General features: G+C 64.6%; 15 protein-coding genes. All 15 read right to left on the bottom strand.

Annotation, left to right across the window (positions count from 1 at the left end):
• A complete protein-coding gene (gene hisB / locus D1641_RS12305; RefSeq protein ID WP_160666157.1) occupies window positions 1-588 on the bottom strand; it encodes an imidazoleglycerol-phosphate dehydratase HisB in 588 nt (195 codons plus the stop codon).
• On the bottom strand, window positions 588-1,658 hold the full coding sequence (gene hisC / locus D1641_RS12300; RefSeq protein ID WP_160666127.1) for a histidinol-phosphate transaminase: 1,071 nt from the start codon (window positions 1,656-1,658) through the stop codon (window positions 588-590). Before hisC ends, hisB begins: the two co-directional genes overlap by 1 nt.
• A 19-nt stretch (window positions 1,659-1,677) precedes the next feature.
• A complete protein-coding gene (gene hisG / locus D1641_RS12295) occupies window positions 1,678-3,255 on the bottom strand; it encodes an ATP phosphoribosyltransferase (RefSeq protein WP_160666125.1) in 1,578 nt (525 codons plus the stop codon).
• A gap of 162 nt (window positions 3,256-3,417) precedes the next feature.
• A complete protein-coding gene (atpC, locus tag D1641_RS12290) occupies window positions 3,418-3,825 on the bottom strand; it encodes an ATP synthase F1 subunit epsilon (RefSeq protein WP_160666123.1) in 408 nt (135 codons plus the stop codon).
• On the bottom strand, window positions 3,825-5,222 hold the full coding sequence (gene atpD, locus D1641_RS12285; RefSeq protein WP_160666121.1) for a F0F1 ATP synthase subunit beta: 1,398 nt from the start codon (window positions 5,220-5,222) through the stop codon (window positions 3,825-3,827). Before atpD ends, atpC begins: the two co-directional genes overlap by 1 nt.
• Window positions 5,223-5,229: 7 nt before the next feature.
• Window positions 5,230-6,129: an ATP synthase F1 subunit gamma gene (gene atpG / locus D1641_RS12280; protein WP_160666119.1), complete on the bottom strand. Its 900-nt coding sequence runs from the start codon at window positions 6,127-6,129 to the stop codon at window positions 5,230-5,232.
• A 5-nt stretch (window positions 6,130-6,134) separates the two neighbouring features.
• Window positions 6,135-7,892: a F0F1 ATP synthase subunit alpha gene (atpA, locus tag D1641_RS12275; RefSeq protein WP_160666117.1), complete on the bottom strand. Its 1,758-nt coding sequence runs from the start codon at window positions 7,890-7,892 to the stop codon at window positions 6,135-6,137.
• Window positions 7,882-8,364: an ATP synthase F0 subunit B gene (locus D1641_RS12270; RefSeq protein ID WP_160666115.1), complete on the bottom strand. Its 483-nt coding sequence runs from the start codon at window positions 8,362-8,364 to the stop codon at window positions 7,882-7,884. The genes atpA and D1641_RS12270 overlap by 11 nt, the downstream gene beginning before the upstream one ends.
• A 14-nt stretch (window positions 8,365-8,378) precedes the next feature.
• Window positions 8,379-8,600, bottom strand: a complete 222-nt coding sequence (locus tag D1641_RS19875; protein WP_347707432.1) for an ATP synthase F0 subunit C — start codon at window positions 8,598-8,600, stop codon at window positions 8,379-8,381.
• Window positions 8,601-8,757: 157 nt separating this feature from the next.
• Window positions 8,758-9,588: a F0F1 ATP synthase subunit A gene (locus D1641_RS12260; RefSeq protein ID WP_160666111.1), complete on the bottom strand. Its 831-nt coding sequence runs from the start codon at window positions 9,586-9,588 to the stop codon at window positions 8,758-8,760.
• Between the two features lie 93 nt (window positions 9,589-9,681).
• Window positions 9,682-10,134 (bottom strand): threonine/serine exporter family protein, encoded by a 453-nt coding sequence (locus D1641_RS12255; protein WP_160666109.1) that lies wholly within the window; start codon window positions 10,132-10,134, stop codon window positions 9,682-9,684.
• 16 nt (window positions 10,135-10,150) lie between these two features.
• Window positions 10,151-10,912, bottom strand: coding sequence for a threonine/serine exporter family protein (locus tag D1641_RS12250; protein ID WP_347707431.1), 762 nt, complete (start codon window positions 10,910-10,912; stop codon window positions 10,151-10,153).
• Window positions 10,913-11,148: 236 nt separating this feature from the next.
• Window positions 11,149-13,338: a helicase-related protein gene (locus D1641_RS12245; RefSeq protein WP_160666107.1), complete on the bottom strand. Its 2,190-nt coding sequence runs from the start codon at window positions 13,336-13,338 to the stop codon at window positions 11,149-11,151.
• Window positions 13,339-13,588: 250 nt separating this feature from the next.
• A complete protein-coding gene (gene dnaJ / locus D1641_RS12240) occupies window positions 13,589-14,740 on the bottom strand; it encodes a molecular chaperone DnaJ (protein ID WP_160666087.1) in 1,152 nt (383 codons plus the stop codon).
• A gap of 191 nt (window positions 14,741-14,931) precedes the next feature.
• Window positions 14,932-16,794, bottom strand: a complete 1,863-nt coding sequence (gene dnaK, locus D1641_RS12235; RefSeq protein WP_160666085.1) for a molecular chaperone DnaK — start codon at window positions 16,792-16,794, stop codon at window positions 14,932-14,934.
• Between the last annotated feature and the right edge of the window lie 85 nt (window positions 16,795-16,879).

Here is a 16,879-nt window from a genome sequence, read left to right as displayed (position 1 = left end):
TTACAGCACCCCTTTCGTACTGGGAATCTCGTCTGTATGCCTGGGGTCCAGGGCTACAGCCATTTTCAGGGTGCGGCCCATCCCCTTGAACACCGCCTCCAGAATGTGGTGGGTGTTCTCCCCCGCCAGCTGGCGGATATGGACCGAGCCGGGACAGGCCCGGACAAAGGCCAGCCAGAACTCCTTTCCCAGCTCAGTGTCGAAGTCCCCCACCCTCTGGCTGGGCAGCTCCACCACCCAGCCCAGAAAATCCCGGCCGCTGAGGTCGGCGGCGCAGAGGACCAGGGTCTCGTCCATGGGCAGCAGGAACTGCCCGTAGCGGACAATGCCCCGCTTGTCCCCCAGGGCCCGGGTGAAGGCCTGGCCCAGGACAATGCCGATGTCCTCCACCGAGTGGTGGCCGTCCACCTGGGTGTCTCCCTGACAGCGCACTGACAGGTCGAAGTCCCCGTGGTGGGCGAAGAGCTCCAGCATGTGGTCCAGAAAGCCCACGCCGGTGGCGATGTCCGCCTTTCCCGACCCGTCCAGATTCAGAGAGAGCCGAATTTGGGTCTCCCGGGTGTCCCGTGTGATCTCAGCCGTGCGCATCATGACCCCTCCTCCAGCATTGTTTTGATTTCAGCGATCAGCCGCTCCAGCTGCTCCATAGAGCCCACCGTGATGCGGACATAGTCCTCAATCCGGCCGCTGTCCGCCCACCAGCGGACCAGCACGCCATTCCTTTTCAGGCCCCGGTACAGGCCGCCCCCGGAGAGCTTATCACTTTTTGCAAAGACGAAGTTGGCCTGGGAGGGCAGAACGGCAAAGCCCAGCTCCTCCAGCTGCCCCGTCAGCCAGGCCCGGTTGTCCCGGATGGTCTGGCAGCAGCTCTGAAAATAGTCCCCGTCCTCCATGGCGGCCGCTCCGGCCAGGATGGACAGGCGGTTGACGTTGTATGGGTTGAAGCTGTACTTCACCCGGTTCAGGGCAGCAATCAGCTCCCCGCTCCCCAGGGCGAAACCCAGCCGCCCCCCGGCCAGGGACCGGCTCTTGGACATGGTCTGGACCACCAGCAGGTTGTCAAACTGCTCCACCAGCGGGACGCAGCTCTCCCCGCCGAAGTCCACATAGGCCTCGTCCACAATGACCACCCGCTCCCCATTGGCCTCCAGCAGGCGGCGAATGTCCGCCCGGGGAATCGCCATGCCGGTGGGGGCGTTGGGATTGGCAATGACCACCGTGCCGGAGAAGTCCATATAGTCGTCCACATCCAGGGAAAAGTCCTCCCGCAGGGGGACAACGGCCGCCTCCAGGCCGAAGAGGGCGGCCTGGGAGCGGTAAAAGCTATAGGTGATGTCGGCAAATGCCACCCCCCGCCCCGTGCCGCAGAAGGCCCGGAAGGCGAAGGCCAGAATCTCGTCTGAGCCGTTGCCCGAGATGACGTTCTCCGGCTCCAGGCCGTACCGGGCGGCAATGGCCTTGTTCAGCCGGCCGCAGGCGGGGTCGGAGTACAGCTTCAGCCCCTCCACCTCCCCCCAGGTAATGGCCTCCACCACCTTGGGAGAGGGGGGGAAGGGGTTCTCGTTGGTGTTCAGCTTCACATACTGCATGTCCACCGGCTGCTCGCCGGGGGTGTAGGGGGCGAGGCATGCCGCCTCGGGGGACAGAAACCGGCTCATAGAGGTCACCTCACAAATCTCATGTCATAGCGCCGGACAGCTTCTCCAGCAGGGTGTCGATCTCCCGATGGAGGAAGTGATAGGCGGCCCGGTTGGCGATGAACCGGGCGGAGACAGGCATAAACTCGGTCAACACCTTCAAATGGTTCTCCTTCAGGGTGGTCCCGGTCTCCACGATGTCCACAATCACGTCGGACAGGCCCAGAATGGGGGCCAGCTCGATGGAGCCGTTGAGCTTGATGATGTCGATGTCCCGGCTCTGGGCGACAAAGTAGGCCTTGGCGATGTTGACGAACTTGGTTGCCACCCGCAGGGGCCGGCCCGGGTCGTCCTGAAAGTCCGCCGGCCCCGCCACGCACATCCGGCACCTGCCCAGCCCGGTGTCCAGCAGCTCATAGACGTCGGCCCCCGACTCCTCCAGAATGTCCTTGCCCACAATGCCGATATCCGCCGCGCCGTGCTCCACATAGATAGCCACATCGCTGGGCTTTACCAGGAAGTACCGGATGCCCGCCTCAGGGTTCTCCACCACCAGCTTCCGGGTGTCGTTATAATTCTCCGGGCAGCCGTAGCCCACCCCGGCCAGCAAATTGTAGACCTTGTCCCCCAGCCGGCCCTTGGGCAGGGCCACGCTGAGAAAGCCCCTTTTCCCCTCCTGGGCCGGGGCAGTGTCGGCAAAGCGGTTCAGCTCATCCAGGTAGAGGGCAAAGCCGATGGCCCTGGCGCCGGGGCGGAACTGCCGGGCCAGCAGGTCGTACTGCCCCCCCTTGAGCACCGCCCGGGGCAGGCCCTCCAAAAAGCCCTGGAGGACCAGTCCGTTGTAGTAGTCCATGTCGTTGACCAGGGACAGGTCCAGCTTGAGCCGATCGGTCTGGCCCTGGTCCTCCAGGGCCTGGCACAGGTCGCGCAGCCCGGCGAGGGCGCTCCCCATAGAGGCGTTGAGGGCCAGGGGCTCCGCCGCTGCCAGAACGGTCTTCCAGTCCCCTGCCAGGGCGGACAGGCGGCACAGGGCGTCCGTCCCCTGGCGGGACAGGCCTGCCGCCTCCCCCCGGCGCTGAAGCTCGTGGGCATTCCGGTCCCGGATGCAGGTGAGCAGCTGGGGCCGGACCCCCTCGGGGGCCCCCACCGCGTCAAACAGTCCGGTGACAAAGCCCATATGGCTCAGCTCCAGCACAAAGTCCCGGCCGGTGAGGGCCAGGCTCCGGATGGCCAGAGAGACCGCCTGGGCAATGACCTGGCCGTCCACCGCGCCGATGCACTCCAGGCCCATCTGGCTGATCTCCTTGAAGGTATGGCTCTCCTGGCTGGGGCGGTAGACGTTCTCCACATAGTAGTACCGCCCGCAGCCGTCCTCCCCCACCTGGGCGTTCTTGGCGATGGAGAGGGTCACATCGGGCTTGAGGGCCAGCAGCCGGCCGTCCAGGTCGGTGAAGGTGATCACCTGCTCGCTGGACAGAAAGCGCCGGTTCTCCTGGTACAGGCCGTACTCCTCGAACCGGCCCATGTGGTACTGACGGAAGCCCGCCTGCTCATAGAGCAGCCGCACCTGCAGGGAGATCCGCTCCTGAGGGCGGAGGATATTCAGATCCAATTCCATAAGGGTGTCCTCCCAAAAAGCTATGGTGTCAGTTTACTCCTGCTTTTTAGTAAAGTAAAGCGCTAATTCGCTAAAATTTCATTTTCTCTTTTTTGCACAAAAGCCCGCAGACAGGAAAGGCCGGATACGGGGATTTCGCCCCCGTATCCGGCAGACGCTCTGCTAGCTTCCCAGCCCCTTCACCCGCAGGCGGTTCAGGGCCCGGGCCAGGGTGGCCTGGGCGATCTGGTGCTCCTGCCGGCTCTTCTTCTGCAGCAGGGCCTCCCGGGCCTGGTCGGCCTCCCGCTGGGCCCGGACAGCGTCGATCTCCTCCGGCCGCTCCACCGAGTCCACCAGCACCAGCACCTCATTTCCCTCCACCTTCACCATGCCAGGTGAGATGGCGGCCAGCTGGACGGGCTGGTCCTGGGGCTGAAAGCGCAGCGTTCCGGGCTGTACGGCGGCAATCATGGCGCTGTGGTGGGGCAGAATGCCCAGCTCGCCGTCGCTGGTGGGGATGGTCATGCTCAGACAGGGGCCCTCGTAAAAGGTCCGGTCCGCCGCCAGAATGTGCGCCTGAAAGGTCTCCATCAGCTCTCCTCCATCGTCTTTGCCTTGGCCTCCACATCCCGCCAGGTGCCCACATTGTAGAAGGCGGCCTCGGGGTACTGGTCCATCTCTCCGGAGATGATCGCCTCAAAGCTCTCCAGGGTGTCCCTCAGGGGGACATAGACCCCGGGGATGCCAGTAAACTTCTCCGCCACGTGGGTGGGCTGGGCCAGGAAGCGCTGGAGCCGCCGGGCCCGGGCCACGGTCCTCTGGTCCTCGGCGCCCAGCTCGTCCATGCCCAGGATGGCAATGATATCCTGGAGCTCCCGATACTTCTGCAAAATCTCCTGGACCCTCCGGGCGATGCGGTAGTGCCGCTCCCCCACGATGTCCGCCTCCAGAATCCGGGAGGTGGAGGCCAGGGGGTCCACCGCCGGATAGATGCCCTGCTCGGAGATGCGCCGGCTCAGGACGGTGGTGGCGTCCAGGTGGGCAAAGGTGGTGGCGGTGGCCGGGTCGGTGAGGTCGTCGGCGGGGACATACACCGCCTGGACCGAGGTGACCGAGCCCGCCTTGGTGGAGGTAATCCGCTCCTGGAGCTCCCCCATCTCGTTGGCAAGGGTGGGCTGGTAGCCTACGGCGGAGGGCATCCGGCCCAGCAGGGTGGACACCTCGCTGCCCGCCTGGACAAAGCGGAAGATATTGTCAATGAACAGCAGCACGTCCTTGTGCTCCCGGTCCCGGAAGTACTCCGCCATGGTCAGCCCCGACAGGGCCACCCGCATCCGCACGCCGGGGGACTCGTTCATCTGGCCGAAAACCAGGGCGGTCTTGTCCGACACGCCGCTCTCCCGCATCTCCCGCCACAGGTCGTTGCCCTCCCGGCTTCTCTCGCCCACACCGGTGAAAATGGAGTAGCCGCCGTGCTCCATAGCCACGTTGTGAATCAGCTCCTGGATGAGTACCGTCTTGCCCACGCCGGCGCCGCCGAACAGGCCGATCTTGCCCCCTCTGGGGTAGGGCTCCAGCAGGTCGATCACCTTGATGCCCGTCTCCAGAATCTCCACCGCCGGGCTCTGCTCCTCAAAGGAGGGGGGCCTGCGGTAGATGGTCTGGACCGGGGTGTCCTCGGGCAGGGGGCCGCCGCCGTCGATGGGCTGGCCCAGCACGTTGAACATCCGCCCCAGGGTGACAGGACCCACCGGCACCTGGATGGTGTGCCCCGGCACGTCCACCGCCAGCCCCCGGGCCAGCCCCTCGCTGGGGGACAGCATGATGCACCGCACGGTGCTGCGCCCTACGTGCTGGGCCACCTCCATCACCCGCAGGGCGCCGTCTTTCTCCACGGTGAGCTCCTCCCGCAGCCGGGGCAGCTCGCCCTTGACGATCTCCACGTCCACCACAGGGCCGGATATCTGTACAATAATGCCTCGTTCCAACTCCCTGTCACTCCTTCTTCTGACGGGCCTGCCGCTGGGCTCTGGCCCCGGCGGAGACCTCTGTGATCTCCTGGGTGATGGCCGCCTGGCGCACCCGGTTATACTCCAGGGACAGGTCCCCCAGCAGGTTCTCCGCGTTCCGGTTGGCGCTGTCCATCGCTGTCATCCGGGCGTTCTGCTCGCAGCAGAAGCTGTCGATGAGGGCGCTGTAGATAAAGCCGGACACATAGCTGGGCATCATGCTGTCCAGCACCGCCTGCACGTCGGGGACAAACTCAAAGGGCTCAGTCACCGCCCGCTCCCCCGGGGCGGTGAGGAAAAAGCTGCGGTGAAAGGGCATCACCCGGGCCGTCCGGGCCTCAAAGGTCATGGCGTTGGCCATGTCGGTGTAAACCACATAAATTTCCCGCAGCTCCCCCCGGTGAAAGCGGTCCAGCAACAGGGCACTGATTTCCCGGGCCCTGGCCATGGTGGGGTTCTGGGCGGTATAGAGAAAGCTGTGCTCAATGGGGATGCCCCGGGAATCGAAAAAGCGCCTGCCGTACTCCCCCACCACAAACAGCTTGGTGTCCGGGTGCTCCTTCAGCAGCTGTTGGGCCTGGCGGATAGCATTCTGGTTATAGGCCCCCGCCAGTCCCTTATCGGCGGTGATGACCAGGCAGCCGTAGGTCCCCTTCAGGGGGGAGTCGTCCCCCACAGGGTAGAAATAGGGGCTCTCCACATCGCTGACCGTGCGGAAAATGCGCTTGATCTCCCCCTGGAGGGCCTGGAAATAGGGGCGGGTGTTGTCCAGCTCCTGCCGGGCCCGGCGCAGCTTGGTGGAGGCGATGAGATACATGGCATTGGTGATTTTTTTCGTCTCCCGGACGCTCTCGATGTGGGCTTTGATCTCTTTTGTCCCGGCCATACCGATCACTCCCGCCTTTCAGCTGCCAGATACTGCTCTGCGAACTTCCGGGCCATGCCGGTGAGCTCCCCCCGGTCCTCGTCGGACAGCTTCCCCGTGCGGTCGATCCGCTGGCAGAGCTCCGGGGCCCCCTCCTCCAGGTGCTCCAGCAGGGCTGTCCGGAAGGCGTCCATCCCCTCCAGGGGGACGTCCTGCATCACATGGGCCATGGCGCACACCAGCAGAATCACCTGCCGGTGCTGGGACAGGGGGGCGTACTGGGGCTGACGCAGCAGGCGCATCAGTCCCTGGCCATAGGCCAGCTGGCGCTTGGTGGCCTCGTCCAGGTCGCTGGAGAACTGGGTGAACACCTCCATCTCCCGGTACTGGGCCAGGTCCAGGCGGATGGCCCCGGCGGCCGACTTCATGGCCTTGGTCTGGGCATCGCCGCCCACACGGGAGACCGACAGGCCCACGTTGACGGCGGGCCGCTGGCCGGAGAAGAACAGGTCGCTCTCCAGGAAGATTTGTCCGTCAGTGATGGAGATGATGTTGGTGGGGATATAGGCGGACACGTCCCCCGCCTGAGTCTCCACAATGGGCAGAGCGGTCATGCTGCCCCCTCCCAGCTCGTCGCTGAGGTGGGCCGACCGCTCCAGCAGCCGGGAGTGGAGGTAGAACACGTCGCCGGGGTAGGCCTCCCGGCCGGGAGACCGCTCCAGCAGCAGGGACAGCGCCCGGTAGGCCACGGCGTGCTTGCTCAGGTCGTCATAGACGATGAGCACATCCCGGCCCTGGTGCATAAAGTACTCCCCCAGGGCGCAGCCGGCGTAGGGGGCGATATATTGCAGGGCGGCGGAGCTGCCCGCCGAGGCGTTGATCACGCAGGTATAGTCCATGGCCCCCCGGCGGGACAGGTTATCCACCAGCTGGGCCACCGAGCTGGTTTTCTGGCCGATGGCCACATAGACGCACACCACGTCCTTCCCCTTCTGGTTCAGGATGGTATCCAGGGCGATGGCGGTCTTGCCCGTCTGCCGGTCGCCGATGATTAGCTCCCGCTGGCCCCGGCCGATGGGGAACATGGCGTCAATCGCCAGCAGGCCGGTCTCCATGGGGGCGTTTACCGGCTGGCGGTCCAGGATGCCGGGAGCGGGACTCTCAATGGGCCGGTAGCTCTCTGCCTGGATGCGGCCCCTGCCGTCCACCGGCACCCCCAGGGCATCCACCACCCGGCCCAGGAAGTCCTGGCCCACGGGCATCCCGGCGGTCTTTAGGGTGCGGCGGACGATGCTGCCCGCGCTGATGCTCTCACTGCTTCCAAAGAGGACGCAGCTCACGCCGTTCCGGCGCAGGTCCTGCACCATCCCCTTCACGCCGCCGGAAAAGATCAGAATCTCGCCGTACTGGGCGTGGTCCAGGCCGTCCACGGTGGCAATCTCGCCGTCCACCGTCAGCACATAGCCGATCTCCTCCGGCACCACAGCCAGGGTCCAGTCCTCTACCGCCTGCCGCATCAGAGGAAGCAGGTCCTGGGCGCCGGGCTGGAGCTGGCGCAGGTAGTCCTGGAACTGCCGGACCCGGCCGTCCAGGGTCCAGTCGTAGACGTCGGAGCCCACCTGGAGCTGGAAGCCGGAGCGCAGGCTCTCGTCCCGCTCCCAGTGCAGGGGAACCTTCCGCCCGTATTTCCGGGTGAGGAACTCCCCAAACCGGCGCTGCTGCTCCTGAGTGGGTTCCCGGGCGCTGCGCAGCTGGGCGGTCAGGCGGCCTCTGTCACTCCTCATGGCCGTCTCCCCTCTCCGCAAGGTCTAAAAACTGGTCGAAGGGGTCGGCCTGGAGGGCCAGCCGCCGGGTGGCCTCGGCGGCCAGCTTCCGCAGCTCCCGCTGAGACTCCTTCAAGACCCGCTCCTTGCTGTGCTCAGCCTCCGCCCGGGCCTTTGCCACGATCTGCCGGGCCTGCTCCTGGGCCTGGGCCAGCTCCTCCTCGGCGGAACGCTGGGCGGCCTGCTGGGCCTTGGTCCGGGCCTGATGGATCTCCTCCTCCACCCCGGCCAGCCTGGCCTCATACTGCATCCGGACCTGCTCCGCCTGCTCCAGGCGCTGGGCGGACTGCTGGTCCAGCTGGCGGTAATGCTCCTCCCGCTTGGCCATAAACTGCTTCACAGGCTTGTACAGCAGGAAATACAGCCCGCCGGTGAGGATTGCCAGATTCATCCAGTGCAGCAGAATCTGCTGCCAGTCGATATTCAGCGGCATACTTCCCACCTGCCTTACAACACGAAGATAATTAAGATGACCACCAGCAGCGCGTAGATGATGGCCGTCTCAATGAACACCAGGCCCAGCATCATCATGGTCCGGATCTTGCCCTCCGCCTCGGGCTGGCGGGAGATGCCCTCCGCCGACTTGGCGGTGGCCAGACCCATACCGATGGCGCCGCCGCCGGCGGCAATGCCGATGGCCAGGCCCACCGCGATGGACTTCAGGCCCACGGTGTTGTCCTCCGTCTGGACCTGTGCCGTCTCGCCGGCGTCGCCGGCAGGCGCCTCAGCGGCGAGGGCGGGCAGAGCCAGGGCCAGCGCTAAAGCCAGCACCCCGGCCAGAACAAAAATCTGCTTGAAACGTCTTTTCATCACAAATACCCCCTGTTTATTTCTGCGGACTGGCTTTTTTTGCCCGTTTTTTCCCCTCGGCCGGCTCAGATACCTCACCGTAGTACATAGACACCAGCATAGTGAGCACATAGGTCTGAATCAGGGCGTGGAGCAGGGTGAACAGCACCCCCACCACCACCGGAAGGACAAAGCTCAGGCTCACATAGTAATACACCAGCTCGGTGACCAGCAGGCCGCTGAGCAGCGCGCCGAAGAGCCGAAAGCTCATGGAGATGGGCAGGGAGAACTCCTTCAATGTTTTTCCCACTCCCTTGACCCCGTTGGCCGCGATGCCTCCTGAAAGAATCACCAGATAGGACAGCGTCCCCAGGGCGATGGCGGCATTGACGTCGGACAGCGGCGCGGGCAGCGTGACCGGCCCACCGTGGACCGTAATCCCCTGTAAGCCCAGAAGCTCAAAGAGCGTGCTCACAAAAATGAAGGTCCCGGCGGCGAAGATGTAGGCCCCCACAAAGCCGTTCCGATGGGGGCTGCTGGTCTTGGCCATCTGGTCAAAGAGCCCCACCGCCTCCTCCAGCACCAGCTGGAGCCTTCCGGGAACATACCGGAACCGGGGAATGACCAGCACCCGGAGCAGAACCGCCGCAAGCAGCAGTACCGCCGTGACCAGGAAGGCGGAGATCAGCCCGGGGTTGACCTCCTTCAGCCCGAAGAGGCTGATCCGGTTCAGGTCGTGGAGCACCGCGTCCCGCATGGCCTCCTGCACGCTCTCCGCCCGGCCGGCCGAGCCGACCCACAGAGCCCCGGCCAGAAGCGTCAGAACCACCAGCAGCCAAAGTATCATGCCTTTTTTACTCTGCTTCATCAAACATCCCTTCTCTGAACAAAATTCTGAGGCCAATCTTCTGAATATTTTTCCAAATCTCATTATAGCCGCCGTACCGCCTGTGTCAAGGGCTCAGCTCGAGTTTTTCCGCCGGTACAGGTGGGTGTAGGCCGCCCGGAACAGGGAAGAGGTCAGCATTGCCCCCACCGCCAGCGCCGCCGCCACGCCGAAGGTGTGGAGCAGGGTCTCGAGAAAGCGCTCCGTATCCCCGGCGACGCAGTAGCTCATGGCGTAGTAGATGCCGCCTCCAGGCACCAGGGGCAGCAGGGCCACCAGCAGGTAGCTGGTCACCGGGCAGCGGCGCAGACGGGCCATTATTTCGGCATACAGCCCAATGGCCGCTGAGGCCAGAAAGGCGGCCAGGACAGAGCTCCCCGCCGCCAGATAGACCAGCCAGCCCAGGGAGCCTCCCACCCCGCAGATCATCTTGCCTGTGCCGTGGATATTAAACACAAAGGTAAATCCGATACAGGCCAAAAAGGCACACAGGCAGGGGAGCATATAGTCAAACCAGATGACGCTCATTCTCTCTCCCCTCCCGTCAAAGCATCCCGCCGGCCGCCAGCCCCATGGCCGAGCCGATGGCGATGGCCGAGGCCGTCAGGATGGATTCGGCCGCCCGGCTCAGGCCGGAGATGATATCCCCGGCCATAATCTCCCGCATGGCGTTGGTCAGGGCCACCCCCGGGACCAGTATCATCAGCACGCTGATGGTCACCGTGTCCAGGCTCCGCCCCAGCCCGAACCGCACCAGCACCAGGGAGACCAGCGCGCCCAGGGCGCTGCATACCGCCGTCCGGAAGAAGCCGTTGGAGCCGATGAGCCGGCTCCCGTACAGCAGGCACAGCCCCACCGCCAGTCCGCCCAGCAGGGCGGCCAGTGTGTCCCCCACTCCGCCGCCAAAGAGGGGGGCGAAGAAGGCCGGGGCGAGCCCGTAGCCGCACAGCACCTGCCAGGGGGCGTACTGCCGGGCGTGGTCTGCCAGGGCGGACACCAGCGTCTGGGCCTCCTCCACCGGCGGCCGCTGGACGCACAGCCGGCGGCACAGCTCATTGCACCGCTCCAGCAGCTCAATATCCGTGCCGTGGCCGGCAATCCGGCGCATCCGGGTAATGGGGTGCCCCTCCGGTGTGGTGACGCTGACGATCACACAGTTTGGAATGGCGAACACCTCCGGGGAGTCCAGTCCATAGGCCTGAAGCAGCCGGCGCACAGACTCCTCCACCCGATAGATCTCTGCCCCGCTGGACATCAGCCGGCAGCCCAGCTCTACAGAAGTGTTCAGCAGCTTGTCGTAATCCACCTTGTTCTCTCCTCACGCGGCGGCTCCTTCGGCCGGAACCGCCTGTTTCTTCGCAGTCTCAGGCTCCTCCCCCGCCGCTTTGAAGCCCGCCCTGCCAGCTTTTCTCTCATTATTTATGAGACAATGATACTCCTTTTTTCAGGAAAAACAATACGTGAACTGTACAAATTCTTCCGCATGAAAAAACCGGGGCAAGTGGACTGCCGCCCGCCCTTGCCCCGGTTCTTTGTCTCGTTTCAGTGCCCGCGCCGCCGGCCCCCATCCACCTTCCGGTAGCAGCCGTCACACAGCCGGCCCCGGTGGTGCAGGGGCAGAGCCTTGCCGCACCGGGCGCAGAAGCGGATGTTGCTTCTCAGCTTGTAGAGCAGAATCTCGTTGATCTCGTCGGCCACCCGCTCCCGGCTGTCATAGAGCTTGTCCTCGTCCACCGGGCAGGAGAAGGCCTTGGCGAAGGAGAAGTAGAGGTCCAGCTTCTTGTAGTACAGCTCCAGCTCGGGCAGGGTGGCGTCCTCCTCGGGCAGGCCGGGCTGTTCCACCGCCTCCCCCTGCTGCCAGCGCTGGAGGAGGTGGAAAAACAGCTCCCGCAGGGCGTCTTCCGTCTCGTCAAAGGGGATGTTGGCCGCCCGCAGCTCCTGCTCCCGGGTGAGGACAAAGCCCATCTCCCGCAGCTTGGAGATGATGGTGATATACCGGGAGACGTCCAGCTTCCGGTAGGGCTCCACGGTGGGCATCTGGTTCCACTGGGTCAGCACCTCCAGCAGGTCGAAGTCCACCTGAAGCACCAGGTCGGAGAAGCCCGCCACGGCATATTCCAGGGGCGGGACCACCGCCTCCAGCCCTGCCCGGATGAGGGGCAGGTTCTGGGTGGCCCCCACGAACCCCCGGTTATACATCCCGAACCGCCCCGCCCGGCCGGCGATCTGCTTGATCTCCTCCGGCTTCAGCTCCCGGCGCTCCACCCCGTCGAACTTCTCCGTCTCCATGAAGATGACCCGCCGGATGGGCAGGTTCAGCCCCATGCCGATGGCGTCGGTGGAGACAATATACTCCATTTTCCCTTCCAGGAAGCCCTCCATCTGCTTGCGGCGGGTGGCGTAGGGCAGGGCGCCGTAAATGATGGCCGGCTCCTTGCCGCTCTGGCGCAGGTCCTCCGCCACACTGAGCACCCCCACCTTAGAGAAGGTAATCAGGGCGTCCCCCGGCTGGACCCGCTGGTAATCCACCGTGTGGCCCATGCAGATCAGGGGGGTGGTCCGCTCATGGACCTCCACCTCCCAGCTGTCGCCGCAGCTGTCAATCAGGCGGATCAGCAGGTCCTTGGCCTCAGGGGCCGCGCACAGGTGGACCTCCGGAGCCAGCACCCCCAGAATGGCCCGGGTCCAGGCATAGCCCCGCTGGGGGTCGGCGATCATCTGGCACTCGTCGATCACAGCCGCCTCATAGTGCTCCTTCAGGTTCAGCTTTTCGGCGGTGGCGGCTATGTGGGTATCCCCCTCCCGCAGGTCCTCCTCCTCCCCAGTGGACAGGGAGCAGTCCACCCCGGCGCTGAGCAGGGTCTCCTGGGCCTCCAGGGCCAGCAGGCGCAGGGGGGCCAGATAGACCCCGGTTCTGGCCCGCTTCAGCCGCTGAAAGCCGGCGTAGGTCTTTCCCGTGTTGGTGCCCCCCAGGTGGAGGATGAACTTCCGGTGCAGGCTGCGGGCCTCAGGGTACTCGTCCTTGGGGTTCAGGGCGATGAGCAGGCTGAGGCTGGTGCGGATGGCCTGGGGGACATACCACACCGACCACACCGTGGCCAGCCCCTCGCTGAGCAGCATTTTCAGCGGAAACCCCTTGGCCTGGAGCATCCCCATCAGATCGGCCTCGGGCTGGGCCTCTGTGAAATCGGATGCCGCCTGCCTTGCGGCGGCCAGCAGGGTGGCGGTGTAGCGGGCGCAGACCTCGGCCACCAGGGGGTGGCTGTCGTACTCCCCCATCCAGGGCCCCGCCCGGAGGAAGTTCTTCAAAACGCCGGGCAGTTGCCTGCTTTCACACCGCTGCTCCAGCGCCAGAAACTCATTGATCCAGGCCGTGGCCTGAGACGCCCGCAGCATCTGGCTCTTGGACACAGCGGGCAGCCGGCTGACAACGGCCCGGTGGTAGTGCTCCGCAAGCCGCCAGGCCGGGGAGCCGTCGTTTCCTGCCCCGTCCCAGGCCCGGCTCAGGAGGCCCAGGGCCTTTTTCGTCCCCGGCGTGGGCCCCTTGGACTGACTCTGAGCCGGCTCCCGCTTTCGGTTTTTGAACCGGGGGTTCTCCTCCGCCTCCAGCACATCCTCCCTGGCCCAGACACGGGCCGGATGCCCGCCCTTCATAAAATAGCGCGGCTTTGGCAGCAGCTCACGCATCAGCTCCGGAGTCCATCCCCGCCGCTTCAGCAGTGAGACAGACAAATAGTTCCCCCGCCCGGACATAGCTCTCTCCCCTTCTTCTCAGTCAAATCCACTGTCCTATAGTATAGCCCAGAAGGAGAATTTCTTCAACCGCCCCTGAACACGGATTTTGTCCTCCTGCCGGTATTACGGGCCTACAGCCCACAGACAAACAGAAAAGCCCGAAGGCCTTGACACGTCAAGGCCTTCGGGCAAACGCAGCCCTGCCTGACCGGACGGCTGACAACAGTCCAGGCGCTGTTTGCTTTTCTCACTTCTTTTTTTTCTTCTTGTCAAAAAATCCCTTCAGGCCGCCCTCCTGGACGGTCTCCCCCATGGCCGCGCCAAAAGCGTTGAGGGCCTCCCTCTGCTCAGCGTTCAGCGAGGTGGGCACCTGGACCTTGACTGTGACATACTGGTCACCCCGGCGGCCGCCGCGCAGCTCGGGGATGCCCTTGCCCCTCAGCCGGAAGGTAGTACCCGTCTGGGTTCCAGCGGGCAGGTCGTATTTCACCTTGCCATCAATGGTGGGAATCTCCAGCTGGGCGCCCATGGCCGCCTGGTAGAAGCTGATGGGACACTCATAGAGCACCGCAGTGCCGTCCCGCCGGAACCTGGGGTCGGGCTTGATCTGGACCCGCACCAGCAGATCGCCGGCGGGGCCGCCGTTGCTGCCGGCGTTGCCCTGGCCCCGCATGGAGACGGCCTGACCGTCGTCGATGCCCGCCGGGATGGTCACCGGCACCCGCTGCTTTTTCTTCACGCTCCCCGCCCCGCCGCACTTCTTGCAGGGGGTGTGGATAATTCTGCCCGTCCCCCGGCACTTGGAGCAGGGGGCGGTGCTGGAAAAGGCCATGCCCCCCATGCGCTGCTGGACCCGGACTGTGCCCCGGCCGCCGCAGTCGGAGCAGGTCTCGGGATTGGTGCCTGGCGCGCAGCCTGAGCCCTGGCACTCCTCGCAGGACTCAGTGCGGCTGAGCTCGATCTCCTTGGTGCAGCCGAAGGCCGCCTCCTCGAAGGTGAGGGACAGGTTGACCCGCAGGCTCTCCCCCTTCTGGGGGCCGCTGCGCCGGGAGCCGCCCCCGCCAAAGCCTCCAAAGCCCCCGCCGAAAAAGGAGCCGAAGATATCGCCCAGGTCGATATCCCCCATCCCGAAGCCCATACCGCCGGCGCCCCCTCCGCCGTAGCTGGGGTCCACGCCGGAAAAACCGAACTGGTCGTACCGGGCCTTCTTCTCCGGGTCGGACAGGATGCTGTAGGCCTCGTTGACCTCCTTGAACTTGGATTCAGCCGTCTTGTCGCCCGGGTTCATGTCCGGATGGTACTTCTTGGCCAGCCTGCGATAGGCCTTTTTGATCTCTTCCACCGAGGCCCCCTTGCCCAGTTCCAGGACCTCGTAATAATCTCGTTTTTGATCCGCCATATGTTATCACCTCTTGACATGGAAGGTGAGCGGGACGGATAAGATCCCGCTCTACCTCCTGTCACGCTGCGCCTGTTCGCAACGCACGGCTTCCCTCCGACTCGGGACACAAACATCCGGGCCTGCGGCCCTTCTTGGTTTGTATCCCTCACTCCGGTCCATCCGTGCTGCTCACGACGGCTCCGCGCTTCTTATTTCTGGTCGTCGTCGATGACCTCGTAGTCGGCGTCCACCACGCCGTCGCCGCCCTCCTGGCCGCCGGGCTGAGGTCCGCCGGCAAAGCCGCCGCCCATGTCGGGGCCGGCCTGGCCGCCCGCCTGATTGTACAGCTTGGAGCCCACCTCGGCAAACTCCTTGTTGAGGCTCTCGGTGGCGTCCTTGATGGCGTTGATATCGGCCCCCTTCAGGGTCTCCTTCAGGTGATCCAGAGCCGCCTGAACCTTGGCCTTATCCTCGGCGGGAAGCTTGTCGCCCACCTCGCTCAGGGTTTTCTCCACCTGGTAGGCGGTCTGGTCGCCGTTGTTGCGGATGTCGGCGGCCTCACGGGCCTTCTTGTCCTCGGCGGCAAACTGCTCGGCCTCCCGCATGGCCTTGTCGATGTCCTCCTTGCTCATGTTGGTGGAGGAGGTGATGGTGATGTGCTGCTCCCGGCCGGTGCCCTGGTCCTTGGCGGAGACGTTCACGATGCCGTTGGCGTCGATGTCGAAGGCCACCTCGATCTTGGGATCGCCCCGGCGGGCGGGCAGGATGCCGTCCAGCATGAACACGCCCAGCTGTTTGTTGTACTGGGCCATCTCCCGCTCGCCCTGGAGGACCTTGACCTCCACGGAGGTCTGGTTGTCGGAGTAGGTGGTGAACACCTGGCTTCCGTGGGCGGGGATGGTGGTGTTGCGGTCGATGATCTTGGTCATCACGCCGCCAGCGGTCTCAATGCCCAGGGACAGGGGGGTGACGTCCAGCAGCAGGATGTCGGTGGAGCTGTCGCCGCTGAGCACGCTGCCCTGAAGGGCGGCGCCCATAGCTACGCACTCATCGGGGTTGATGCCCTTGAAGCCCTCCTTGCCGGTGAGCTTCTTCACCTCGTCCTGAACGGCGGGGATGCGGCTGGAGCCGCCCACCATCAGGACCTTGTGGATGTCGTTTCCGGACAGGCCGGCGTCGGACATGGCCTGACGCACAGGGCCGGCGGTGGCCTCCACCAGGTGGTGGGTCAGCTCGTTGAACTTGGCCCGGGAGAGGGTCAGGTCCAGGTGCTTGGGGCCGGTGGCGTCGGCGGTGATATAGGGCAGGTTGATGGGGGTGGTGGTGACGCCGGACAGCTCAATCTTGGCCTTCTCGGCGGCCTCCTTCAGCCGCTGCATAGCCACCTTGTCGCCGGTGAGGTCGATGCCGGAGTCCTTCTTGAACTCGGCGGCCATCCAGTCCATGACGCACTTGTCAAAGTCGTCGCCGCCCAGCCGGTTGTTGCCGGCGGTAGCCAGCACCTCGATGGTGCGGGTGTCGGCGTCGATGTCCAGCACAGACACATCGAAGGTGCCGCCGCCCAGGTCGTAGACCATGATCTTCTGGGACTGCTCCTTGTCCACGCCGTAGGCCAGGGCGGCGGCGGTGGGCTCGTTGATGATGCGCTTGACCTCCAGACCGGCGATCTTGCCGGCGTCCTTGGTGGCCTGGCGCTGGGCGTCGGTGAAGTAGGCGGGAACGGTAATCACCGCCTCGTTGACGCTCTGGCCCAGATAGGCCTCGGCGTCCGCCTTCAGCTTTTGCAGGATCATCGCGGAAATTTCCTGGGGGGTGTACTTCTTGCTGTCTATGGTGACCTTGTAGTCCGAACCCATCTCGCGCTTGATGGAACTGATGGTCCGGTCGGGGTTGGTGATGGCCTGGCGCTTAGCCACCTGACCCACCATGCGCTCGCCGTCCTTGGAGAAGGCCACGACGGAAGGGGTGGTGCGGTTGCCCTCGGCGTTGGCGATGACGACGGCGTCGCCGCCCTCCATCACCGCCACACAGCTGTTGGTTGTACCTAAATCAATACCGATAATTTTTCCCATGATGTTTTTCCTCGTATAATAAGATTTGCAGATGATTTAGAGTGGATCTGCTTAGTCCACTTTTGGGTCAACAGGCTTAGAGATG

The sequence above is a fragment of the Colidextribacter sp. OB.20 genome (genome assembly GCF_009911595.1).
Taxonomy (GTDB): Bacteria; Bacillota; Clostridia; order Oscillospirales; family Oscillospiraceae; genus Lawsonibacter.
This window is presented reverse-complemented; position numbering and strand designations above follow the sequence as displayed.

Excerpts from the sequence above, each read along its gene's own strand:
- atpC (WP_160666123.1), bottom strand. The coding sequence starts at position 3,825 with ATGGAGACCTTTCAGGCGCACATTCTGGCGGCGGACCGGACCTTTTAC.
- dnaK (WP_160666085.1), bottom strand. The coding sequence starts at position 16,794 with ATGGGAAAAATTATCGGTATTGATTTAGGTACAACCAACAGCTGTGTG.
- atpA (WP_160666117.1), bottom strand. The coding sequence starts at position 7,892 with ATGAGGAGTGACAGAGGCCGCCTGACCGCCCAGCTGCGCAGCGCCCGG.
- hisG (WP_160666125.1), bottom strand. The coding sequence starts at position 3,255 with ATGGAATTGGATCTGAATATCCTCCGCCCTCAGGAGCGGATCTCCCTG.
- D1641_RS12270 (WP_160666115.1), bottom strand. The coding sequence starts at position 8,364 with ATGCCGCTGAATATCGACTGGCAGCAGATTCTGCTGCACTGGATGAAT.
- hisB (WP_160666157.1), bottom strand. The coding sequence starts at position 588 with ATGCGCACGGCTGAGATCACACGGGACACCCGGGAGACCCAAATTCGG.
- D1641_RS12255 (WP_160666109.1), bottom strand. The coding sequence starts at position 10,134 with ATGAGCGTCATCTGGTTTGACTATATGCTCCCCTGCCTGTGTGCCTTT.
- D1641_RS12260 (WP_160666111.1), bottom strand. The coding sequence starts at position 9,588 with ATGAAGCAGAGTAAAAAAGGCATGATACTTTGGCTGCTGGTGGTTCTG.
- hisC (WP_160666127.1), bottom strand. The coding sequence starts at position 1,658 with ATGAGCCGGTTTCTGTCCCCCGAGGCGGCATGCCTCGCCCCCTACACC.
- atpG (WP_160666119.1), bottom strand. The coding sequence starts at position 6,129 with ATGGCCGGGACAAAAGAGATCAAAGCCCACATCGAGAGCGTCCGGGAG.
- dnaJ (WP_160666087.1), bottom strand. The coding sequence starts at position 14,740 with ATGGCGGATCAAAAACGAGATTATTACGAGGTCCTGGAACTGGGCAAG.